Source organism: Bacillus sp. Au-Bac7 (genome assembly GCF_021341655.1).
Taxonomy (GTDB): domain Bacteria; phylum Bacillota; class Bacilli; order Bacillales; family Cytobacillaceae; genus Niallia.
In genome coordinates, this window is the sequence record NZ_JAJTTG010000003.1 from 452,360 (window position 1) to 475,904 (window position 23,545).

Sequence of the window (23,545 nt, forward strand, 5' to 3'; positions counted from 1 at the left end):
CTTCACATAAGTCTTTCCATTAGTCTCTTTCATTTAGGAAAATCAATTCAAAAAAGACCATTTTAATGGTCTTTCCCTTCCTCTTAGTTAATGACAAGCATATCCGATTCATCAAACTCCCAGTCTGACCCATATGCAACTTCCCAATAATAACCGTCCAAGTCCTTGAAATACCCGCTGTAGCCTCCCCAAGTTGTTGCTTGTGGCATTTTTGCTATTTTGGCACCAAGCTCAGCAAGCTTTGTGAAAATAGCATCCACTTCTTCAACAGATTTTGCATTATAAGCAAGCGTAAATCCGGGAAATCCTCCAGTCTCTACTATTGATGGCGGATTTTCTTCATTAATATCTTTAGCAAGCAGCTCAAGAGGATACAGCTCTAATTTAGAGCCTTGGTTTTTAAAAAACACAATGACTGGTTCTTCATCTGAACCGACGACAGATGCTTGAAACCCTATTGATTTATAGAATGCCAGTGAGTCTGCAATTTTTCTTACACCAAGTGCGATTAAATTGATTCTGTTCATATGTTTCCTCCTGTCATTTTTTCCTTGCTATATTATTTCGCTATGTCAGCAACATATCCCTTTGTTTACATCTCTTAAAAAAAGCACACTCCTGAAAAAGGAATGTGCCAATTTGGGTTATTTCGTTAAGCTTTCCACAACATCGTCAATGATTTGTGTGTTAGCAATAGAGCCCGAGTATAACCAGCTAGTATCAGGACTAAACTCGTAAACATTTCCGTTCTTCACTGCTGGGATATTAGACCATAGCGGATCTTTCAACGTTTCAGCAGCTTCGCCGTCACTGTTAATTAGGAATAAGTGATCAGCATCAAGCTCAGCAAGCTTTTCAAGTGAAACCGAAGACCAGTTGCCAGTTGCTGTTTTAGAAATTTCTTTAACTACTTCCGGTACTGCTAAACCTAAGTCACCGTACAATACTGCACCGCTTGATACATTTTCACCAACCATAAACAGCTGTCCGCCCACAAGCCAGATTGCTGCTGCTGATTCGCCTTTGGCAGCCTCTTGAATGCTTGCTTTTGCTTCTTCTGCTTTTTTATCATAATCAGCTAAAACCTTTTTAGCTTCGTCTTCTTTACCTAGCACTTCTCCAACTGTTTCCAGTCTTTTTCTCCAATCATTGTTGTTTTCTTCAGAAACAACATATGTTGGCGCAATGTTTGTATATTGCTCGTATTTAGCACCTTCTACAGTAGCAGCTGATGTCATCAGCAGCAAATCTGGATTGAAGCTAGCAACAGCTTCGTAAGGAAGCTCTGAGTCAACTGTCGGCACATCCTTCAAGGAGTCTTGCAGATAATCCTGTACGCCTGCTCCATCTTGGATAGACCATTGTGCTGCAGGTGTTACACCTAGTGCAACAAGCTCATCTTCTAAATAAGAGCCAATTACTGCTTTTGGTTCAGCCGGAACAGTCACTTCATGTCCCATAGCATCTGTTAATGTGCGGTCTTTTGCTTCTTCCGCAGTATCTGTTCCTGTATCTTTATCTGAATCGCTTTCATTACCGCATGCAGCTAATATAGTAAATACTAATAATAAACTAGCAAATAAAAGCGATTTAACCATTTTATTGGACATCTATGTACCCTCCTGAGTGTTTATACAATCATTATAAGTGATAACAATTATCATTTTCAATAGACTATGTATTTTTTTATCATTTTCTAGTAAAATTTATTAAAGAAAACGACAAATTTTTTAACAGTCAATTGAAGATTATTATTATTTTGCACTAATTACATATTTTTATAAAAAGGAATTATGAAATCTGGTCGGAAAGTTGGTCCTTTTATGCAAAAAAATAAAACGGGTGTACAAAAAGATATTTACAGACCAAAAACAGCAACAGCTGTCATCTTTTTCGGTCTCGCCCTCTTGCTGGCATCGATGGGCTTATCCATCATATATGGTGCAGCTGATATCAGTATATCAACAGTGTGGCAAAGTATTTTCCATTATGACCCTCAGTCTACTCAGCATCAAATTATTCATCGTCTCCGCTGGCCGAGGGCGGTTGCGGCTGCTTTAATCGGAGCAGCTTTGGCAGTTTCCGGAGCTATTATGCAAGGGATGACAAGAAATGCCCTTGCCTCCCCTTCCGTTATGGGAGTTACAGCTGGAGCAGGCTTTATGATTGCAATTAGTTTTGCCTTTCTGCCATCCGCTTCAAATCTAGTACTTATGCTGCTTGCATTTTTAGGTGCAGGCTTAGGCACATTGTTAGTTTTTTCAATAGGCGCTTTATCCAAAAGAGGACTTACTCCAATTAAACTGGCGCTTGCTGGCTCAGCAGTAACAGCGCTTCTCAGTTCCATCTCAACAGGTATTGCCCTGTTCTTTGATATTGCCAAGGATATAAGCTTCTGGTATGCAGGCGGAGTTGCCGGTGTTCAGTGGATAAGCATTAAGCTGCTTCTTCCTGCTGTCATTGTCGGTCTGGTTATTGCCCTGTTTATCAGCAGGTCAATTACTGTTTTAAGCCTAGGCGAAGATGTTGCCGCAGGTCTCGGGCAGCGGACAGGTTTAGTCAAGTTTCTTGGCACTATCGCCGTATTAGTTTTAACTGGTGCTGCAGTTGCAGTCGGCGGAACAATCGGTTTTGTCGGTCTCGTGATACCGCATATTGTCCGCTTTATAGTTGGTCCTGATTACCGGTTAATCATTCCATGCTCGGCAGTAGTCGGCGCCCTTCTTTTAGTTATATCCGATGTTGGTGCGCGCGTCATAAACCCGCCGTTTGAAACGCCGTTAGGAGCCATCACCGTATTAATTGGGGTTCCATTCTTTCTTTATTTAGCTCGCCGTGAAGGGAGGGGGTTATAATGTCTCAGACAAAATGGACCACAAAGCGCTTTACTGTTACAGTTATAAGCTTAATTGCTGCGATTATTGTTGTTTTCCTTCTGAGCTTAAACTTGGGCATAATAAAAATATCGCCATCTGAGGTGCTGCAAGCATTTTTAGGACAAGGCTCACCGCAAAGTGCGAACATTTTGTTCAACTTTAGACTGCCGCGCATGGTTATAGCCATTTTGATAGGTATAGGCATGGCTATTGCTGGCTCTATCCTGCAAAGCGTCTCACGCAATGCCCTTGCAGACCCAGGTATCATTGGCATCAATGCCGGTGCTGGTTTTGCGGTTATTCTCTATATTTTCTTCTTCCAAGGATCTTTTGGCACTGCATCTGTTTTTATTATGCCTTTTTCTGCTTTGCTTGGGGCATTGCTTGCTGCTGGTCTTATCTATATGATTGCTTGGAAGGATGGCGTTTCGCCGGTAAGACTTGTGCTTGTTGGAATTGGTATTAATTCTGCATTTGGCGCGTTAATTATTATCTTCCAATTAATGATGGACCCTCGGGACTTCACACAAGCAACTATTTGGATTACAGGAAGCATCTGGAGCGCAAGCTGGGATTATGTCTTTGCAGTGCTCCCTTGGATTTGCCTGTTTGTACCTTTAGCTCTGTATAAGTCCCATAAGCTGAATTTATTACAGCTTGGTGAAAACACTGCTGCAGGGCTTGGAGTAGCAATTGAACGTGAAAGAGGCATCCTTCTCTTTATTTCAGTAGCTCTTGCAGGAGCTTGCGTATCTGTCGGCGGAGGAATCTCTTTTCTAGGCTTGATTGCCCCTCACTTGGCAAGACGAATAATCGGTCCTAGACATCAGACACTCCTCCCTGTTGCCGCATTAATAGGTGCCTTATTGCTTTTGACTGCTGACACAATTGGCAAAAACTTAATGGCACCGACTGAAATACCAGTAGGTCTTGTTGTCTCCTGCCTTGGCGCACCGTATTTTATTTACCTTCTTATAAAAGATTAAATCAAAAAAGGAAAAGGCATTCACTGCCTTTTCCTTTTTTATATTTATTCTAATTCTGCCTTTTTATCTGAAATATGATTGTCGTAAAATACTGCAAGCGTTGTGCTGATATATGGTGCAAGCCACAGAAAACCAATGCCAAGTGTTAGGATAGACAGCAATCCCCAGCCAATAAAACTTAAATATAGAAGGAAATACTTCCACTTAAAGCCGACCATTCGTTTACGGCTTTCTGTTATTGCTTCAAATACGGAATACTCAGGATGATCCTTTAGTAAATAGTATGTTTGCGAATAAGACAATGATTTGATAATACCAGGTATGAATAATAGCAAAAACCAAAGAAATAAGAATATGCTTTGCATAATGGATGTACCAATTATTTTCAAGCCTAACCCAAGGTCTTTATATGGAAGGAATATATCTGCTACTTTAGGCAGTTTCCCTCGCACTAAGTCCAAAAAGTACCAAAGTACGGCAATTGATAACGGAACGAGCAGCACCGAGATGAGAGTGCTCACAATAGTTGCTCCTAATGGCGTTGCATCCTGCAGCACCCAAGCCTCAAACCCGCCGCTTAATGGCACCTCAAAAACTAAAGGAACAAAAGCGCTAATAACAAAAACAATAAAAGTTACCAGTACTGCCGGTCCCCAATTCCCTCTTAGAGCATGTAAAGCTTCTTTTTTAATAGTTCCTATTTTCATGTATTTATCTCCTCCTAAAAGACAAAGTGCAGCAATATTTTACATTATTGTATATAAATTTCCCGGGAAATTTACACCCTTCGTCAATTTATGACAAAGGCAAACTACAATCATTTAGGTGTACCCCCATACATTGTATTCAAAAGAAACCAAGCTAGAACAAATTATCAGCTACATAATTATCAAAAAACTTTGACATACTGTTAAAAATGAGTTAAAGTACCATAGGGACGAACAATTTTAATTAAACATACTAAAATATTCGTATTTAGGAGTGTAAACTATGGATAACGTATTTGATTACGAAGATATACAGTTAATTCCCGCAAAATGTATCGTGGATAGCCGTTCAGAATGTGATACATCTGTAACATTGGGTGGACATACTTTTAGATTGCCAGTTGTTCCTGCAAATATGCAGACAATAATAGATGAAAAGGTTGCTGAATATTTAGCGGAAAATGGATATTTCTATATTATGCACCGCTTCCAGCCTGAAACTAGAAAGGCATTTATCCAGGATATGCAACAAAAAGGATATATTGCATCAATTAGTGTAGGAGTTAAAGAAGAGGAATATGGGTTTGTTGAAGAACTTGCTTCCAAGAACCTAGTTCCTGAATTTATAACAATAGATATTGCTCATGGTCATTCTAATGCTGTAATCAGAATGATTAAGCATATTAAACAGCATTTGCCTGCAAGCTTTGTTATTGCTGGTAATGTTGGTACACCAGAAGCTGTCAGAGAGCTGGAGAATGCAGGAGCTGATGCAACTAAGGTTGGTATCGGACCTGGTAAAGTATGTATTACAAAAATTAAAACAGGCTTTGGAACTGGCGGCTGGCAACTAGCAGCACTTCGCTGGTGTGCAAAGGCTGCGAGCAAACCAATTATCGCTGACGGCGGTATCCGCACACATGGGGATATTGCGAAATCCGTTCGATTTGGTGCTTCCATGGTCATGATTGGTTCCCTTTTTGCTGGTCATGAGGAATCTCCTGGAGAAACGTTTGAAAAAGACGGAAAGCTTTTCAAAGAGTATTTTGGATCTGCTTCTGAATTCCAAAAAGGCGAAAAGAAAAACGTTGAAGGCAAAAAAATGTATGTAGAGCATAAAGGTTCCCTGCAGGATACATTAATTGAAATGGAGCAAGACTTGCAGTCTTCTATTTCTTATGCTGGCGGAAAGAAACTGGATGCCATCCGCAATGTTGATTATGTTATTGTAAAAAACTCCATCTTTAACGGAGACAAAGTTTATTAATAAAGAGAGCAAGCTGTCGTTAAGACGCTTGCTCTTTTAATTTACAAAAGTTTCACATGAAACATTCCTCGCCGCTTTTTAACAGGCATTAGCATCCTTCTCCCCCTTGCACATCACAACACTTCCAATTATTACAATCACCTAAATTTTAGTATGCAACGCCAAGGAAATCTTATAAGATGAAGAAAGGAAAAGCTACTTATCAGTATTGCTTTCACAAGTTTATCAAGGAGTTACATTATGGAAAGACAAAATACAATTCCTTTATTAAGTTTTACTTTTACTCTGCTTATTACTGTTATCTATTATATCTGGTTGTATTTATTTCAGGAAAATCAATCTGTACTGACATGGGGAGCAAACATTCTCTGTGTGTTAGGCAGCTGTGCCGCATCCTTATGGCTTTTACATGCTGCCAAAAGAAGCGAACAGCCTGTAAAAACGTTTTGGTATTTGCTGTTCATCGGAAATATGAGCTATATGCTTTCAGAGGTTTCTTGGTTTTTCCAAGAAAACATTCTTAAGCAGGAAATTCCATTTCCAAGCTTTTTGGATGTTCTTTATTTTATACAGGTTCTTGCCTTCTTTGGCGCATTTTTATATCATCTATCACTAGTCAAAAGAAAATTGCAGGTTGCCCGGTTTTTATTTGATGTTGCTATTTTAATGACTGTTGCATTTACTTTCAGCTGGCATTTTATCATTAGCCCTATTATTAATTCAGCACAAATGTCACATTTTGCTTTAGCAATAACACTAGCATACCCGATCGGTGATTTAGCTGTTTTAGCTGGAGTCATTCTCGTACTGTTCGGTCCAAAGTCGTTTCTTTCCGGTCAGAGCATTTTTTTTATTTTGACAGGATTAATAATTTATATTTTGGCAGACAGCTGGTATTTCTATTTACAATATCATGATAGCTATCAATCTGGGGATTTTGTTGATCCATTATTCTTGTTAGGTACACTGCTTGTCGGATTTACTGGCAATTTATATAGAAATGCTCCGCAGAAAAAGATAGAAGTACGAAAAAGTAATTTCATGCAGCGGGATGTTCTTCGCACAGCCATGCCATATGTTAATGTCATCATCTTGTTTATTTTTATGATTACAAATTCAGAAGGCATGGACGCATTAACAATTGGGACAAGCGTTTCCATTCTGCTTGTTCTATTAAGACAAATCCTGATTATCACGGAAAACAGACGGCTTGTTAACAGCCTTTATGAACAAACAGAAAAGGCTGAATTAAATAAACAGCATTATCAATCTCTTTTTGATTACCATCCAGATGCTGCCTTTTCTATGGACTTAGATGGAAACTTTGTGAGCGTGAATAATGCTGGGACAAGAATGCTTGGAATGGCAAATGAAAATATTAAAGGCTTGGCTAGCACAACATTCTTAATGTCGAAGGAAGACGAAATTCTAAAACATTATGAAAAGGTGCGAAAAGGCATTCCTCAAGTTTATGAAGTTGCCATCAATAGCCAATATGGTCATGGTTATTACAGCATCACTAATATTCCCATTGTCGTAAAAAATAAGATTGTCGGTATCTTTGGCATCGGCAGAGATATTACTGCATTCAAAAAAAACGAGGCAAAAATTCAGTTTCTTGCTTTTCATGATCCATTGACAGGCTTGGCAAATAGAGCAAGATTTGAGTCCTATCTCCTTGAGGCAATCGAAAAAGCACAGGAAAGGAAGGAACAGCTTGCAGTCATATTTGTCGACTTAGATAAGTTCAAAAGCATCAATGATACTTTAGGGCATGATATTGGCGATAAACTCTTACTCTCTGTAGCAAGCAGAATTAAGAACAGTCTTCCCCTGGCAGATCTGGCAGCTAGACAAGGCGGCGATGAATTTACTATTGTCCTAAAAGAAACAACTAAAGAGAGTGCAGAGCAATACGTTAAGGAGCTGCTAAAATCATTAAAGCTCCCTCATGATATCAACGGCCACCAGCTCATAAGTACACCAAGCATTGGGGTCGCCCTCTACCCTGATCATGGCACGACTTCTGTTGAATTAATGAAAAAAGCAGACACAGCAATGTATCAAGTAAAAGAGAACGGCAAAGGCTGTTATTTATTTTATTCTGATGCAGCAAAAGCTTATACGAGAAAACTGTTATTAGAAAAGGATATGCCTTATGCTTTAGAGAACAAGGAGTTTTTCCTTCATTATCAACCATTAATGGATTTATCTGCAGGAAAAATTACTGGCACAGAGGCGCTCATCCGCTGGAAGCACCCACAGCTTGGTCTGTTGCTGCCAGGTGAATTTATCCCAATCGCTGAAGAGTCAGGCTTTATACACAAACTCGGTGCATGGGTGTTAATGGAGGCTTGCAAACAAGCAAAAAAATGGCATGATAAAGGCTACTATCTAAAAATGGGAGTTAACCTTTCTCCGAAACAATTTTATCAGGAAAATCTTTTGACCAATGTAGAACAAGCATTAGCTATCTCTAAATTAGATTCCTCCTTTTTAGATTTAGAGATCACAGAACAAACTGCTATTAATAATTTACAAGCAGTTCTGCCTAAACTACATGCATTAAAAGCATTAGGTGTAACTATCTCTATTGATGATTTTGGGACAGGCTATTCCTCCCTTTCCTATCTAGCTGAGTTTCCAATTAATACAGTGAAAATTGCAAAAGAGTTCATAAATAAGCTCGAGGAAAATAAATCTAAGGAAACCATTATCTCTTCCATTGTTGATCTTGCACAAAACTTAAACTTAGATGTACTTGCAGAAGGTGTAGAAGAAGTAAATCAAGCATTGCTTCTGAAATCAATTAATTGCCATGCAATGCAAGGCTATCTTTTCGGAAGACCTTGTGGAAGCAGTGAAATGGAAGATTTGCTAAACAGGCAGCCTGATTTATCTATAAGTGACTGATTCACCAGAGGACTGGGAATTAAGTATGTAAAGCGAATGGCTGGAGCGCAATGAAACGAACTAATTTTAAAGCCATATTCTATTTAGTCACAAGCTTCATTTTTTAAATTTAGCTGTAATTTTATTATTCGTATTTCGATAGGCTATATTTTATTTTGTCTCAAGCCTTTTTGTTATAGTTCTATTTGTTTTATACTTAAAAGCAAAGTAACTAATTACTTGGAGGACGATGAAGATGAGGGTTGGAGTAATTGGATTAGGTGATATTGCTAAGAAGGCTTATCTGCCTGTTCTGACAGAACGAGAAAATATAGAATTAGTACTCTGCACTAGGAATGAAGCTGTACTCCAAAAGCTTGCTGAAAAATATCGAATTCAGGATAGAGTGCAAACAGTTGAGGAGCTGCTATTAAAAAACATAGAAGCTGCTTTTATCTCCACAATAACAGAGACTCATTTCCAAACAGCCGAACTATTGCTTCAGCACGGAATCCATGTGTATATAGACAAACCAGTGTCTTTACATCTGCATGAAACAGAGAGAATAGTCGAGCTTGCACATAAATATGGACTAATTGCCATGGTCGGCTTTAATCGCCGATTTATTCCTATGGTGGCAAGCTTAAAGGAAAAAGGCAAAGCTAATTTAATATTAATGCAAAAAAACCGCTTTGCATTGCCCGATATCCCAAGAAAAGTGGTGGTAGAAGACTTCATCCATGTTGTTGATACCTTGCGCTTTTTAATGGATGAAGAAGTCATTGCAGTTAATGTCGAGAGCTCTAAGACTGATGAAACCCTCAACCAGCTCATCGTTCAGCTTATCGGCAAAAACTGCATTGCCATCGGAATCATGAATCGAAATGGTGGAGTAACAGAGGAAATAATCGAGTATCATACTGGTCTTCACAAATATGTTGTTAGCAGTCTTGTTGAAACCGTTCATTATCATCATAAACAAATGAATGTGACGAAATTTGGCGATTGGGAGCCTACATTATTTAAACGGGGTTTTTACCAAATTACCGATCATTTTCTTGACTGTGTAGCAAATGAACAGATACCTGATCCGTCGATAGAGGATTCTCTTATAACACATCTTATTTGCGAGCAAATTGTTCAACGCATTAATAATTAAAAGCAGACAGCTGCCAGCTGTCTGCTTTTAATTATTTTGTTTTTATTTTACTTGTTTGCGGCGGCTCTTCCATCCAGCCATATTTAATCATAAGCTTTGCACCTTCATGGGCATATTCAAATACATCCTTCATGACAATTGAAAACTTGACAGGCAGGTCATTTCTTAAGCTAAAGGCAGTTCCAAGTGAATTCCCACCTAAGGAAAAACTGCAAAATAAGCTGATACAATACATCATGATTTTATCTGAAAAAGGCGCTACCGTAGATGTTGTCACATTCCCTCCTGAAAGCCCAGGAAGCTGGGTGTCATTCTTTAAGATAATATCTCCCAGGCTTGTGGCAATTTCCTTGGCAAGCTCCCCTCCTTTAGCAAAGTACTGACTAGTCTCTTTTTCCTTCGCGCACTGGGAAAAACCGTTGATTACCTGCATTCCAATCAAGTTTGTTTCAACTGCATGGTACATATGGGAAATTTCCACTGTATTTAACGATCTTTTTTCATTAAACAAATTGCTTCCACTTAAATAACTCTTTTCATTTACAAATTCGACCCCTTCTTCGACAGCTACATATGGGGCGCGCGGAAGCAGACCTTTTTCAAGCAAGTAAGATGTGCACCGGTCATAGTACTTTTGTGTTATTATCGTCATCTCTCTAAACAGCTGCATGATGTCACTCCGATAAGCCATCGTCAGATTGAGTGTATGCATGCCCATGCTGATTTCTTTTATGAGTCTGATAAACATAATGTCGAACCCATTATCGAACAGCTTTGGGGCTTCAGGGTTCACATCTTCACTGTTAAACCCTACCGGTACAGGCAGCTTTTCTTTTTCGTAAATTTTTCTTATTTTTTCACAATACGGTTTTGTTTCCTTATATAAATCAGTCATTATATCTTTTGCCTTTGGATCCTCTGCTTTATTAATGAGATATTCCAGCATACTGATAATCATTGTTTTTTGTTGATATGTCATCCAAAGTACGCCAATTTCTGATGACGTAATCGAAGGGTTATTTTGCATTTCCATTCCTCCATTATTTAGTTTCCGCCTGCTGTACTCATTCTTAATTACTATCATTGTTTGCTGTTGAGCTAAAAAAATACATAAACTAGTTAATTTGGCTATTGAATCATTTTGATACTTTTTTATAAAATAGTCATAATAAAGCGTTTTCATCATTAAAATTGTGTATATGGTTTTAAACAGCATTTCCGAGTAAGTCCAAGACTTGAGAGGAAGGATGATTTATCCTATGAAAATAGAAGCGTTTCCACCTGTTGAAGGCAATTATAATCTTGAAAACTATGATGTGATGTATGAACAATTTCAATGGCAACAAGCAGAAGAGCATTTTTCATGGCATACAACAGGAAAAGTCAACTTGGCTTATGAAGCGGTCGACCGACACGCAGAAGGTTCAAAAAAGGATAAACCAGCCCTTTGCTACCTCAGCAGCACACGAAATGAGACATACACATTTGGCGACTTAAAGCAGCTGACCAATAAGGCTGGCAATGTTTTAAGAGATAAAGCAAATGTAAAAAAGGGTGACCGTGTTTTCATCTTTATGCCCCGCTCACCAGAGCTTTATTTCGCCTTATTAGGAGCAATTAAAATCGGTGCAATTGTCGGCCCTTTATTTGAGGCATTCATGGAAGATGCAGTTAAAGACCGCCTTTATGACAGCTCTGCGAAAGTCCTCATCACAACCCCAGAGTTAATTGAAAGGGTGCCTGTCAAAGACCTTCCTGCCTTAGAAACGATTTTTCTCGTTGGAGAAAATTTGGAGGAGCAGAATAATTATCTTGATTACCAAAAGTATTTCCAGGAAGCATCAGATCAACTTGATATTGAGTGGGTGGACCGCGAGGATGGCTTAATACTTCACTACACTTCTGGTTCGACAGGTAAACCTAAAGGTATATTGCATGTCCATAATGCAATGATTCAGCACTATCAGACAGCAAAATGGGTGTTAGATTTACAGGAGGATGATATCTACTGGTGCACAGCTGACCCGGGCTGGGTAACAGGTACATCATATGGTATTTTTGGTCCTTGGCTAACTGGGACAACAAATATTGTGGTTGGCGGCCGCTTCAGTCCTGAGGGCTGGTATAAAACCATTGAAACTTTTGGTGTAACAGTTTGGTACAGTGCACCTACTTCCTTTCGCATGCTGATGGCTGCAGGTGAACCTAGCCATGATCTTTCCTCCTTAAGGCATGTCTTAAGCGTGGGAGAACCATTAAATCCAGAAGTAATCCGCTGGGGGGCAACAGCCTTCAAGCAAAGAATTCATGATACTTGGTGGATGACGGAAACTGGAGCACAGCTTATATGTAATTACCCATGCCTAGAAATAAAGCTAGGGTCAATGGGGAAGCCGCTTCCTGGCATAGAAGCAGCTATTCTTGATGATGAAGGCAACATCCTCCCTCCAAATCAGATGGGCAACTTGGCAATAAAAAAGGGATGGCCTTCCCTTATGCACACAGTTTGGAACAACCAGGAAAAGTACGACAGCTATTTCCCTGTCTCCGATTGGTATATCTCAGGCGACAGTGCTTACGTAGATGAAGATGGCTACTACTGGTTCCAAGGTCGTGTGGATGATGTCATCATGACTGCTGGAGAAAGGGTCGGGCCATTTGAAGTTGAAAGCAAGCTGATTGAATATCCTGCTGTCGCTGAAGCGGGTGTTATCGGTAAGCCTGACCCTATTAGAGGAGAAATCATTAAAGCCTTTGTTGCCCTTACCGATGGATATACAGAGTCAGATCAGCTAAAAGAGGAAATACGGCAGTTTGTAAAAACCGGTTTAGCAGCACATGCAGCACCAAGAGAGATTGAATTTTGCCAAAAGATTCCTAAAACAAGAAGCGGTAAAATAATGCGCCGCGTCTTGAAAGCTTGGGAGCTTGGTTTGCCTACTGGTGATTTATCAACATTGGATGATTAATAAAAAGCACCCCAATTGTCTGCAATTGGGGTGCGATTTTTGATTCTTAGGCTTCTTTTAATGTGCGCTTCAAGAATTCCTTTGTGCGCTCTTGAGTTGGGTTCAGGAAGATTTGCTCAGGAGTTCCCTGCTCTGCAATAACCCCTTTGTCCATAAATACGATACGGTCAGATACCTCTCTTGCAAACTCCATCTCATGTGTTACGATCAGCATTGTAAGTCCTGACTCAGCAAGCTCCTTCATTACTTTCAATACTTCTCCAACCATTTCTGGGTCAAGCGCTGAAGTAGGTTCATCAAAAAGCAGAACATCTGGCTCCATTGACAACGCTCTAGCAATAGCAACACGCTGTTTCTGTCCGCCTGACAGCTGTTTTGGTTTGGCATTTATATAGCGATCCATACCAACGACCTTCAAATACTTCATCGCTATCTTCTCTGCTTCCGCCTTTGAACGCTTCAACACCTTGATTTGACCTACCACACAATTGCTTAAAACATTATGGTTATTAAAGAGATTGAATTGCTGGAACACCATTCCTAATCTTCTTCGATAAGCAAATATATCATGTTTATCATCAAGGATATTCTCTCCATTAAAGATGATTTGACCACCGCTTGGCTTTTCTAAAATGTTGATACAGCGAAGAAGGGTCGATTTTCCGGAACCTGAAGAGCCAATAATGCTGACAACTTCTCCTTTGTTTACTGAGAAGTCAATGTCCTTTAACACTTCATGGCTGCCAAAGGCTTTGCTTAAATGCTGAATATCTATGACTTTTTCCATTGTCTCTCCTCCTTCTTTATTGCTTCATTCCTGGCTGTGCATCCAATTCCTCGCCAAGCATTTTGTAGTTATCTGGTCCTTCTAATTTTCTTTCGAAGTAAAGCAATATTCTCGTAACAATAAATGTCATCACAAAGTAGATGATACATGCTACAAAGAATGATTCAAAATATCTAAAGTTATTGCCTGCAACAGATTTTGTCATGAAAAACAGTTCGGAAACGGAAATAACGTTTAGTACAGACGTATCTTTAATATTAATGACGAACTGGTTACCTGTTGCCGGCAGGATGTTGCGGACTACTTGCGGCAAGACAACATTCATCATTGTTTGGAAATGATTCATGCCGACTGCTTGAGCTGCCTCAAACTGTCCCTTCTCAACAGACACGATTCCACCGCGGACGATTTCTGCCATATATGCTCCCGTATTAATGGATACAACAATTACCGCTGCAAACATTACATTCATATCGATGTTGAAAGCTAATGCAGAACCATAGTAAATGACCATTGCTTGTACAATCATAGGCGTTCCGCGGAAAATCTCAATATATATAGAAAGTATGATATTAATAACTTTTAGAATAAATTTTTTAAAGCCGCGCTCCGGCACAGGTATTGTGCGGACAATTCCAGCGACTAAACCGATAACTGCCCCAATAATTGTACCTATTAATGCGATGTAAAGCGTCATGCCTGCACCGCGAAGAAACATTGGCCAGTTTTCGGAAATAATTTTTACTATCCATTCAAAACTCATCGTTTTCCTCCATTATTCATCATAAAACCGACTGCACAAAAAGACAGCCGGTCTTATGTTATCATTATTTTGCTGCAGGTTGGTTTACAATTGCATCATCCATGATTTTCGTACGGTCTTCTTCTGAGATGCCTTTTAATATTTCATTGATTTTATCTTTAAGATCACTGTCTTTTTTAAGCCCTACAGCAATGGCTGTATCATCTTCTGATGTTTCAAAGCCATCTTTAAATTCAACCATTGCAAAGTTATCATTTGCATTGGAAGCACTAACTGCCTCTGGACGCTCTGATACATATCCATCAATTACACCTGACTCAAGAGCAACACGCATTGACGGGAAGTTATCCATTGCCGTCTGTTTAGAAACACCTTTAATTTGGTCAATAACAGAGTAATGGAAAGTATTCAGCTGTGCTGTCACTTTGGCGCCTTTAAAATCTTGGATAGATGTTGCGCCATCATATTTACCACCTTTTTTAACAACCATCACCAAGTTGGACTTGTAATAGTTATCTGTAAAGTCAATTGTTTGTTTACGCTCTTCGGTAGGAGACATACCTGCAATAATTGCATCAATTTTACCTGAAGTAAGTGCTGGAACAAGTCCATCCCACTCCGTTTTGACAATTACTAGTTTTTTGCCTAAACCATCAGCGATTTTTTTCGCAACTTCTACATCATAGCCGCCCGCATATTCTGAAGTGCCGTCTATTTTGACTGCTCCGTTGGAATCATCGTTTTGTGTCCAGTTGAATGGTGCATAGCCTGCTTCTAGTCCTACTTTAAATGTATCTGCATCATCCCCGGATCCGGACCCATTGCTTGTCCCGCACCCAGCTAAGAGAATAATAGCTGAAAGCAACAATAAAAATAAAAATGGTGCTTTTTTCTTCATTTGTTTTCCCTCCACATGGTCTGTTAGGCGCCTAAACAAAAAGCGACCTGAGATACACTCAGGTCGCAATATTATAGTTGCCCTAAAGTCCTCTCTTTGTTTCCAATTGAGATAGCACAACTCAATAAACTGGGAGTTTATTGAGACAGTCCTGCAGCTATTAACTGCAGACCCAGCAAGCAATACCTGAGATCTATTGCTCACTTCGGCGATATTTCCTTCTCTTTAGCATCATTGCATTCTCAAGCTCCGCTTAAAGACTGTTAAATATCGCGCCTCTACCTCACTGAAAAAAAGTGAGGTCTAATTCATTCAGTTATATCTTTTAGGCTACATGATGCTGCTAAATCTGTCAACCTCGTTTTCCCGTGAATATATTGGAAATTCTGTGACAGAACGCGTTTTCTGCCTTTTTTACTATATCCATTTCTGTTTGATTTATACATCTAAAGACCTACTTTATACACCAGAGCCAATCGAAGAAACAACCGAAAAGACAATTGCCCTTATAGCTGCAATCTTTCGCTTCTGCTGTTGTCTGGCCAACTACATAAATCTTATTATTTAGATAGCCGCTAAGCACAAGTTCTACATCCCCTGATTCCCAGTCAAAATCCTCTCGATCAAATTTGAACTGGCCTTTTTCTGCCTGCAATATTAGGCCTTTGCTGTCTAATTTAGGAGCAATTCCATTCAGTCTAATCGATGATACATCAAACTTTAAGGATTGATATTTTTTCGGCAAAGTTGCCTTCACCGTAAAGGTACCTTTATTCCCTTTAATCACTTTTGGCAACACTTCAAGTGATATAGGGACATAAACTTTAATTGTCTCTTCCTTTACAGTTGTCAGCCCAGCACCGTTTGTCAAACTTACACTTATCTTATATTCGCCAGGCTCGTTAAGTTGAACGGCATCACCTTTTTTATACGTTTTCCCATTAATAACAGCAATTTCAGTCGTTATTCCTGATAGATCATCACTGGCATCATAATCCAGTACAAATTTTGTGCCAAGTTCATAAAGAGATTGTTTATGGATTGTAAGGTCTGGTGCTGACTTGTCTATCTTGACTTCTGCTGTTTGCACTTCTTCATTATTGCCAGCAGCATCGACAGAGTAATAGGAGATTTCATTTGTTCCTTCTTTCTCCACTGTAAAGGCTGTTCCCTCCGCATACTCTGAGCCGTTGATAGAGTAGTATGTTTTTACAACTCCACTCATTTCATCTTTTGCAGTTAATGTGACTGCTACCTCTTTATTTGCCCAACCATCTTTAATATTGGCTTCAGTGGCTGGAGTTGACTTGTCTATCTTTACTTGTGCTGTTTTTACTTCCTCTTTATTGCCTGCAGTGTCGACAGAATAATAGGAGATTTCATTTGTTCCTTCTTTCTCCACTGTAAAGGCTGTTCCCTCCGCATACTCTGAGCCGTTGATAGAGTAGTATGTTTTTACAACTCCACTCATCTCATCTTTTGCAGTTAATGTGACTGCCACCTCTTTATTTGCCCAACCGTCTTTTATATTGGCTTCAGTAGCTGGTGCTGACTTATCTATTTTTACTTGTGCTGTTTTTACTTCTTCTTTATTGCCTGTAACATCGACAGAATAATAGGAGATTTCATTTGTTCCTTCTTTCTCCACTGTAAAGGCTGTTCCCTCCGCATACTCTGAGCCGTTGATAGAGTAGTATGTTTTTACAACTCCACTCATCTCATCTTTTGCAGTTAATGTGACTGCCACCTCTTTATTTGCCCAACCGTCTTTTATATTGGCTTCAGTAGCTGGTGCTGACTTATCTATTTTTACTTGTGCTGTTTTTACTTCTTCTTTATTGCCTGCAGCGTCGACAGAATAATAGGAGATTTCATTTGTTCCTTCTTTCTCTACCGAAAAGCTTGTTCCCTCAACATAATCAGAGCCATTGATTGAATAGTATGTTTTATCAACACCGCTCAATGAGTCTGAGCTTGTCAGCTGCACATCTACTATTTGTGCATATGCAGGCATTTCACTAATTGTAGTTACAGGTGACGTCTTATCCAGTTTAATATAGACAGTTTTCACTTCTTCCATATTTCCTGCTTTATCCAATGAATTAAAGCTAAGCTTATTAACGCCTTCTTGGTCGATATAGACTGATGTACCTGCCTGAATAATGCCCTCATTTAAGGAGTAATAAGTATTCGCTACTCCGGTTTCATCATCTTCAGCTTCTAAAAGGACAGAAAAATTTTCATTAATCCAATGAACAGGTGCATTGCTCTTTGTCTCAGGTGCCTGTGTATCTACAATAAGCTTTGCGATAACCGTCTCTGAAGGTTTAGACTCTCCAAAGGAATTGCTGTATGAAGTGACATAATATTCATGATTAGCAAGAGTCAGGTTTTTCAGTTCGTACGATAAATTATTCAAGTTCTCAACAAGCAAAACTGGCTTGCCATTTATAATTTCGTAAATATTATAGCCATTAGCATATGTGACAAAGTCCCAAGTAATTCTCGCACTTGTCTCACTCAGCAATGTTAGTGATGCCTTTGGTGCTTCCATTACTGGATAGACAATTGTCTGAACGAACGATTCAGACGGTAAAGACTCACCGAAACGATTGCTGTATGCTGTCACTTCAAAAGTGTGCGTATCTTCTGAGAGATTATAAACTTTATACGTAAGCGCCGTTCCGCTGTATAAAAGCTTTCTTTCCCCCTCTATCACTTCATATACTTTATAGCTATTAGCCCAATCCGCTGCTTTCCATGAGAGAGTGATATTGTTTGCATTAAAGACACTGCCGCTGACCACTGGTACTTGCACAGTCGGCCATGTTAAATTGAACGTAAGCGTACTCTCCTCTGGTGAATCTCCAAAACGGTCGCTGTACGATTGCACAATAAATGTATAGTCATCTTCAGCCATATCTTTATATGTTACTGATGTTCCTGTTACTGTGCTTTGCAACACTTTCTCACCATCAATAACTTGGTAGATTTTATAATTTTTTGCATAGGCAGATGCATTCCATTTCAGAACAATGTCATTGCCGTTTGCGATTGTTTTCGTTAAATTTTCTGGAGTCTGCATAATCGGCCACACTACATTAAATGTAAGTGTGCTTCCTTCTGGTGATTCCCCGAAGCGGTCACTGTATGAATATACAACATACTCATAATCGCCCTCTGGCATGTCTGTGAAGGACGCAGATGTACCTGTTGTCTTTTTGACTAAGGTTTTCTCCCCTTCAGCTATTTGGTAAATCCGGTATTCTTTTGCATAAGTAACACTATTCCATCTTAATGTAATATCATTTCCATTGCTGATCGTTTTTGTTAGATTCCCTGGTGCCTGCATAATCGGCCAAGTTAGGTTAAATTCCGCTGTACTTCCTTCTGCTGACTCTCCAAAACGATCGCTGAAGGAATGAATAATATATAGATACTCCCCTTCAGGCATATTGGAAAATACAACACTTGTGCCTGTTACTGTGCGTACAAGCTCTTTCTCGCCATCTTTGTATTGATAAATATTATAGCCCTTTGCATAAGTAACAGCATTCCACTTCAATGTAATATCATTTCCGTTAGTAACAGTTTTCGTCACGTTTTGGGGCTGTGCCATTTCTGGATAGTTGAGTGTATCCTTTGCTTCTCCGCCAACAGGTGACTCTCCAAACAGGTTGGAGTAGGCTTTTATAACATAATGGAAATCCCCTTCTGATACATTAGTGAGGGTTACACTTGTGCCTGTTACTGTGCGTTCTAACGTCTCTTCTCCGTCCAATAATTTATAAATCTTATATCCATTTGCATATTGAACCGATTTCCATTTCAGAGTAAGATCATTTCCATTTGCAATAGTATAAGTGACATCCTCAGGAGCTGCGAGTACCTGTCCGCTAAGCGTCACCTCAAGTACTTTTCCTTCTTCTGATTCACCAAAACGAGATGAATAGGAATAAACTTCATACTTATATGTTCCTGGCTGAATATTAGAATAGGTTACACTTGTTCCGTTCACATTGCTCTTCAATACTTTCTCGCCATTTATGAGCTGATAGACTCGATAGCTAGAGGCATATTCTGCTTGATTCCAGCTGAGTGTGAAGGCAGAAGGATTTAATATTGTCTGCGCTAATTCTGATGGTGGCGCAAGCTTCGGATAAATAACCGGAATGCTGAGCACTGCTGCTTTTTCTGACTCACCAAAGCGGCTGTTGTAAGCATATACCTCAAACGAATTGTCTCCTTCAGGCAAATTCGTAATTGTTGCTGTTGTGTTGGAAACCGTTGCTTTTAATGTTCTCTTCCCATCAATGACCTGATAGACTTTATAGCTGGCTGCATTTTCAACCTGCTTCCAAGTCAGCACAGCGTCATTTCCATTTTTCAGTTCATAAGAAAGCTCCTCAGGTGCCGCAAGCTTCACTTCATCTAGCTGTATCGACACTAATGTTCCGTTTTCTGATTCACCAAATCTTGTACTGTTTGTATGGACCTCAAACTGATAGCTTCCCGCTGCTAGATTCGTATAGGTAACAGTTGTTCCTGTCACAGTGCTTTTTACTATTTTTTCTCCGTCTATGATTTGATAAATTTTATAATTAGTTGCATTCTCTGCTGCAGACCAATTTAAAACAATATCGTTCCCATTTTGGACTTTATAAGTTAGTCCTTCCGGAGGATTCACCGCTACTGTTTCTATGCTGAATGATAGTTTTGAGGCTGTTTCAGACTCACCAAATCTATCACTGTATGAATATATTTCGTATTCGTGACTGCCACCAGCAAGCTTTGATAATGTTGCTGTTGTGCCCTTTACCGTTGTCTTTAATATTTTTTCACCATCTACTATTTCATAGATTTTATAAGCATTAGCATATGGAACTGTATTCCAGCTAAAGACAACATCATTTGTATTTTGTATTTTATAGGCAGCATTTTCAGGACCTGTCATAACGATAGAACTCACTTCTACCTCTGCTTGACTGCCCTCAATCGATTCCCCAAATCGGTCACTGAATGCAAAAACTTTATAAATATAATTTCCCGCTGGCAAATTTGTAAAAGAAGCACTTGTACCAGCAACAGTCTTCAGCAGTTCAAGCTGACCGTCCTTTACTTCATAAATTTTATAACTTGTTGCATAATCTGATGCTTGCCATTTTAGGTTAACATCTGTTCCATTTGTGATAGTAAATGTCAGATTTTCTGGTTCCTTTAACTCAGGATGAACCAACTCAACACTCACCGGCTCACTTTCTGGAGATTCTCCATAAAGGGAATTATAAGCTGACACAGAGTAAGAGTATGCTCCTTCTTCTGCCTTTTCAATTGTATATGACCTTGCTGTCGTTGATGTCAGCAAAGATTTCTGTCCAGATTTTGTTATATAAATATTATACTTTTCTGCATAAGTTGCTGCTTGCCAAGAAAGCACAATATCATTCCCATTTTTCACTGTTGACACAATGTTTGTCGGAGTCTGCATATCTGGATATATTATTTCTGTACTCACTGGTGCAGAAGGCCCTGACTCGCCATCATTCGTTACTGTGGCAACAACGTACCTGTATGCTCCCTCAGGAAGATCGTTTACGCTGTAATTTACTGATGAAGTCGTGCCAAGCAATGTTAACTGACCGTCCTTAATTTCATAAACTTTATATCCAGTTGCACCGTATACTGCACTCCATGTCAATTTCCCATCATCTGGTGAAGATGATTGATAAGCAAGATTGCTCGGAGGCAAGATGGTTTCATTTGCGGCTGCCTTTATTGCTCCAACTGGAAAAGCCAACTGGTATACAAGGAGCGTTAACAATAAAAAAGACTTTAAAAATATAGATTTTCCCCTCATCCGATATTCCTACCCTTCTTGTAAAAAAGGACAATAAAAAAAGACCCGCAGAAGGTCCATAGAAAAATGCCAACTATGACTTCTTGTGGTAACCGGCTGCCATCATATCAATTTTGAACAAATGATATGTATTAGGCCCATAGCTTTGCGTCTCACAGTTTCCCATGATTTGCCCTTTTCACTTTTAATTTTTTATTACTAAAATGTTAAAAAAGTTTGTTAACCAGTACTTTTTTACCACCTCTTCACCTAAATAGTATAATAGGACTATTAAATAATACAAGAAAATTTTTCAGCAGATTAAAAGAAATAAAAAGCCTGGAACTATAAAGTCCCAAGCCAGCGGTTATTGCATAATAAATTCTTCCATATATTTCTTCAGTTTATTAGATGTAGCCGTCAAATTCTCGATTTCTGACATAAATTCTGTAACAAGAGCTGCTTCCTCATGAGAGGATTTCGCTATATCAGTAAAGTCATCCTGCATTTGCTCAATTGATTCTTTGATCTTGTTTAATGTCTCTTCAATGTTGACAGTTGCATTTTTTGAATCGATAGCAAGACGTCTCACTTCTGTTGCTACAACACCAAACCCTGCACCAGCGCTGCCTACTCTTGCAGCCTCAATTGCTGCATTAAGTCCAAGCAGATTTGTCTGTTCACTGATTCCTTTAATCATTCCAGTAACACCAGTAATTTGTGTGGACTGCTCTACTGTTTCCTTTGTATTCTCGGAGATTTGTTCAGCTGTTGCTGATAATTCTTCTGAATGAGCAGCAATCTGCTGAACTTTCCCTAATAAGGAATCAGCAATAGTATCCATGTCCGTGACTATTTGCTTAAACATTTCTTGCTTCTTCGTGCTGATTGCGGCATTTACCGCTGCGACAACTGTACCATTATCATCTTTAATTGGAAAAGAAATGCTGTCAAAAGGAATACCAAACTCAGCTTCTGGTACTTTCACTATTGTAGTACCTGACTTGTTCACCATTGCATAATTTAAATATGACGGTGGCAAGGAATCCCCTGGTTTGTGATGAAAGTTTAAATCAGAACTCGGAGAGTAGTATAAGTATTTTTCATGATCAAAAACAGTAATCATTACTTCTTCTTTCATAATAATTTTCCAGTATGGTATAGAAGCTATAAATGCCTGTACGTTATCCAATTATATAAAACCCCTTTATTTAAACAAATTCTATGTATTATATCGGTAAATTTACCCAATAATAAAGCAGAATTGTTTATTTATAAAAAGTTTTTATGCATAATTAACTATGAAAGGGGATTTTTACATATGACAAATTACACAGATAAAGCAGTAATAATTACAGGCGGAGGCAGCGGCATCGGCCGTGAAACAGCACTTCTACTTGCTGCAAAAGGAGCTCGTATCGCCGTAGTCGACATTTCAGAGCAAGGCGGTAACGAGACTGTAGACCTTGTTAAAAATTTAGGTGCAGAAGCAATCTTCATTAAAGCAAATGTTGGAGCACGTGAGGATGTAAAAAACTATGTTGATAAAACAGTAGAGGCATTCGGCACAATTGATATGTTCTTTAACAATGCTGGAATTGAAGGAACTGTTACACCTTTAGCAGATTATCCAGAGGATATGTTTGAGCGAGTTGTGGACATAAACTTAAAAGGTGCTTTTTACGGCATGAAATACGTTCTGCAAGTCATGCTTAAAAATGGCGGCGGTTCTATCGTTAATACTGCATCAAATGCAGGCCTAGTTGGCTCTCCAGGTGTTAGTCCATATGCAGCAACTAAGCATGGCGTTATCGGATTAACTAAAACAGCAACTGGCGAATATGCAGCACAAGGCATTCGTGTCAACGCAATTGCTCCTGGTCCAACAGCAACTGGCATGATGGAGCGCTTTACACAAGGATCTGAGGAAGCAAAAGCAGCTGTTGAATCCGGAATTCCTGCTGGAAGATACGGAACTGCTAAGGAAGTTGCTGCCCTAGTTGTATTCTTGCTAGGCGATGAGGCAAACATTATCAATGGGGCTGTTTATCCAATCGACGGCGGTTTAACTGCACTATAATGAATGAAAGGAAGGGTAGCTCCTTCCTTTTTTGGTGTGTAAAATATTTTTAAATTTATTCTGAAAATTCAGTTGACAAATACCCCTTTTCCATTTAAATTAATATACAAGATTAGCAAACAGTTAATCTATTTAAAGTGAATAGCAAAACATCTTATCTAGAGAGGTGGAGGGACTGGCCCTTTGAAGCCTCAGCAACAGGTTACTTTAACACTGTGCTAATTCCAGAAAGCAATGCTTGAAGATAAGGAGAGACATGAGTTCATTCAAACCCTCTTCTTATGATAAGAAGAGGGTTTTTTACTAGCTAATTTTTATTATGCAG

At 39.2% G+C, this 23,545-nt stretch carries 16 protein-coding genes and 3 riboswitches; of the genes, 7 read left to right on the plus strand and 9 right to left on the minus strand.

What is annotated here, in order from left to right:
• Window positions 1-83 precede the first annotated feature (83 nt).
• Window positions 84-527, minus strand: coding sequence for a VOC family protein (locus LXM54_RS15290; protein WP_233316063.1), 444 nt, complete (start codon window positions 525-527; stop codon window positions 84-86).
• Window positions 528-644: 117 nt separating this feature from the next.
• The gene (locus LXM54_RS15295) at window positions 645-1,610 is read right to left on the minus strand and encodes an iron-hydroxamate ABC transporter substrate-binding protein (protein ID WP_233316064.1); all 966 of its coding nucleotides are present in this window, start codon (window positions 1,608-1,610) and stop codon (window positions 645-647) included.
• A 213-nt stretch (window positions 1,611-1,823) separates the two neighbouring features.
• Here LXM54_RS15295 and LXM54_RS15300 point away from each other — a divergent pair, with 213 nt between their 5' ends.
• Together LXM54_RS15300 and LXM54_RS15305 are read left to right on the plus strand one after the other, a co-directional pair.
• Window positions 1,824-2,855 carry a FecCD family ABC transporter permease gene (locus LXM54_RS15300; protein WP_233316065.1) on the plus strand — a complete coding sequence of 344 codons (1,032 nt, stop codon included), beginning with the start codon at window positions 1,824-1,826 and terminating at the stop codon, window positions 2,853-2,855.
• Window positions 2,855-3,862, plus strand: a complete 1,008-nt coding sequence (locus LXM54_RS15305) for a FecCD family ABC transporter permease (RefSeq protein WP_233316066.1) — start codon at window positions 2,855-2,857, stop codon at window positions 3,860-3,862. The genes LXM54_RS15300 and LXM54_RS15305 overlap by 1 nt, the downstream gene beginning before the upstream one ends.
• A gap of 44 nt (window positions 3,863-3,906) precedes the next feature.
• On the opposite strand, the gene LXM54_RS15310 is transcribed toward LXM54_RS15305, so the two are convergent.
• Window positions 3,907-4,569: a DUF975 family protein gene (locus LXM54_RS15310; RefSeq protein ID WP_233316067.1), complete on the minus strand. Its 663-nt coding sequence runs from the start codon at window positions 4,567-4,569 to the stop codon at window positions 3,907-3,909.
• A 283-nt stretch (window positions 4,570-4,852) separates the two neighbouring features.
• Between LXM54_RS15310 and guaC the strand changes: the two genes are divergently transcribed.
• The 3 genes from guaC to LXM54_RS15325 all read left to right on the plus strand — a co-directional run bounded on the left by guaC (window position 4,853) and on the right by LXM54_RS15325 (window position 9,887).
• Entirely contained in the window at window positions 4,853-5,836 is a 984-nt protein-coding gene (gene guaC / locus LXM54_RS15315; RefSeq protein ID WP_233316068.1) for a GMP reductase, read from the plus strand.
• Window positions 5,837-6,076: 240 nt separating this feature from the next.
• Window positions 6,077-8,749, plus strand: a complete 2,673-nt coding sequence (locus tag LXM54_RS15320) for a DUF4084 domain-containing protein (RefSeq protein WP_233316069.1) — start codon at window positions 6,077-6,079, stop codon at window positions 8,747-8,749.
• 235 nt (window positions 8,750-8,984) lie between these two features.
• Window positions 8,985-9,887 carry a Gfo/Idh/MocA family protein gene (locus LXM54_RS15325; protein ID WP_233316070.1) on the plus strand — a complete coding sequence of 301 codons (903 nt, stop codon included), beginning with the start codon at window positions 8,985-8,987 and terminating at the stop codon, window positions 9,885-9,887.
• Between the two features lie 31 nt (window positions 9,888-9,918).
• On the opposite strand, the gene LXM54_RS15330 is transcribed toward LXM54_RS15325, so the two are convergent.
• Window positions 9,919-10,914: a DUF3231 family protein gene (locus tag LXM54_RS15330; protein WP_233316071.1), complete on the minus strand. Its 996-nt coding sequence runs from the start codon at window positions 10,912-10,914 to the stop codon at window positions 9,919-9,921.
• A gap of 232 nt (window positions 10,915-11,146) precedes the next feature.
• Here LXM54_RS15330 and acsA point away from each other — a divergent pair, with 232 nt between their 5' ends.
• On the plus strand, window positions 11,147-12,856 hold the full coding sequence (gene acsA / locus LXM54_RS15335; protein ID WP_233316072.1) for an acetate--CoA ligase: 1,710 nt from the start codon (window positions 11,147-11,149) through the stop codon (window positions 12,854-12,856).
• A gap of 46 nt (window positions 12,857-12,902) precedes the next feature.
• Here the strand turns inward: acsA and LXM54_RS15340 are convergent, their stop codons facing one another.
• The 5 genes from LXM54_RS15340 to LXM54_RS28300 all read right to left on the minus strand — a co-directional run bounded on the left by LXM54_RS15340 (window position 12,903) and on the right by LXM54_RS28300 (window position 22,332).
• Entirely contained in the window at window positions 12,903-13,643 is a 741-nt protein-coding gene (locus LXM54_RS15340) for an amino acid ABC transporter ATP-binding protein (protein ID WP_233316073.1), read from the minus strand.
• Window positions 13,644-13,659: 16 nt separating this feature from the next.
• The gene (locus LXM54_RS15345; RefSeq protein ID WP_233316074.1) at window positions 13,660-14,406 is read right to left on the minus strand and encodes an amino acid ABC transporter permease; all 747 of its coding nucleotides are present in this window, start codon (window positions 14,404-14,406) and stop codon (window positions 13,660-13,662) included.
• 64 nt (window positions 14,407-14,470) lie between these two features.
• On the minus strand, window positions 14,471-15,304 hold the full coding sequence (locus LXM54_RS15350; protein WP_233316075.1) for a transporter substrate-binding domain-containing protein: 834 nt from the start codon (window positions 15,302-15,304) through the stop codon (window positions 14,471-14,473).
• Between the two features lie 104 nt (window positions 15,305-15,408).
• Window positions 15,409-15,593: riboswitch (Lysine riboswitch) on the minus strand.
• A gap of 165 nt (window positions 15,594-15,758) precedes the next feature.
• A complete protein-coding gene (locus tag LXM54_RS15355; protein ID WP_233316076.1) occupies window positions 15,759-21,161 on the minus strand; it encodes an OmpL47-type beta-barrel domain-containing protein in 5,403 nt (1,800 codons plus the stop codon).
• An 84-nt stretch (window positions 21,162-21,245) separates the two neighbouring features.
• Window positions 21,246-21,345, minus strand: a riboswitch (cyclic di-GMP riboswitch).
• 162 nt (window positions 21,346-21,507) lie between these two features.
• A complete protein-coding gene (locus LXM54_RS28300) occupies window positions 21,508-22,332 on the minus strand; it encodes a methyl-accepting chemotaxis protein (protein ID WP_282581410.1) in 825 nt (274 codons plus the stop codon).
• A 129-nt stretch (window positions 22,333-22,461) separates the two neighbouring features.
• Here LXM54_RS28300 and LXM54_RS15365 point away from each other — a divergent pair, with 129 nt between their 5' ends.
• A complete protein-coding gene (locus tag LXM54_RS15365; RefSeq protein ID WP_233316077.1) occupies window positions 22,462-23,220 on the plus strand; it encodes an SDR family NAD(P)-dependent oxidoreductase in 759 nt (252 codons plus the stop codon).
• Window positions 23,221-23,371: 151 nt separating this feature from the next.
• Window positions 23,372-23,471, plus strand: a riboswitch (SAM riboswitch).
• Window positions 23,472-23,545 lie beyond the last annotated feature (74 nt).

Bases quoted from the DNA above. Each gene is read 5' to 3' on its own strand.
- LXM54_RS15290 (WP_233316063.1), bottom strand. From the start codon at position 527: ATGAACAGAATCAATTTAATCGCACTTGGTGTAAGAAAAATTGCAGAC.
- LXM54_RS15295 (WP_233316064.1), bottom strand. From the start codon at position 1,610: ATGTCCAATAAAATGGTTAAATCGCTTTTATTTGCTAGTTTATTATTA.
- LXM54_RS15300 (WP_233316065.1), top strand. From the start codon at position 1,824: ATGCAAAAAAATAAAACGGGTGTACAAAAAGATATTTACAGACCAAAA.
- LXM54_RS15305 (WP_233316066.1), top strand. From the start codon at position 2,855: ATGTCTCAGACAAAATGGACCACAAAGCGCTTTACTGTTACAGTTATA.
- LXM54_RS15310 (WP_233316067.1), bottom strand. From the start codon at position 4,569: ATGAAAATAGGAACTATTAAAAAAGAAGCTTTACATGCTCTAAGAGGG.
- guaC (WP_233316068.1), top strand. From the start codon at position 4,853: ATGGATAACGTATTTGATTACGAAGATATACAGTTAATTCCCGCAAAA.
- LXM54_RS15320 (WP_233316069.1), top strand. From the start codon at position 6,077: ATGGAAAGACAAAATACAATTCCTTTATTAAGTTTTACTTTTACTCTG.
- LXM54_RS15325 (WP_233316070.1), top strand. From the start codon at position 8,985: ATGAGGGTTGGAGTAATTGGATTAGGTGATATTGCTAAGAAGGCTTAT.
- LXM54_RS15330 (WP_233316071.1), bottom strand. From the start codon at position 10,914: ATGCAAAATAACCCTTCGATTACGTCATCAGAAATTGGCGTACTTTGG.
- acsA (WP_233316072.1), top strand. From the start codon at position 11,147: ATGAAAATAGAAGCGTTTCCACCTGTTGAAGGCAATTATAATCTTGAA.
- LXM54_RS15340 (WP_233316073.1), bottom strand. From the start codon at position 13,643: ATGGAAAAAGTCATAGATATTCAGCATTTAAGCAAAGCCTTTGGCAGC.
- LXM54_RS15345 (WP_233316074.1), bottom strand. From the start codon at position 14,406: ATGAGTTTTGAATGGATAGTAAAAATTATTTCCGAAAACTGGCCAATG.
- LXM54_RS15350 (WP_233316075.1), bottom strand. From the start codon at position 15,304: ATGAAGAAAAAAGCACCATTTTTATTTTTATTGTTGCTTTCAGCTATT.
- LXM54_RS15355 (WP_233316076.1), bottom strand. From the start codon at position 21,161: ATGAGGGGAAAATCTATATTTTTAAAGTCTTTTTTATTGTTAACGCTC.
- LXM54_RS15365 (WP_233316077.1), top strand. From the start codon at position 22,462: ATGACAAATTACACAGATAAAGCAGTAATAATTACAGGCGGAGGCAGC.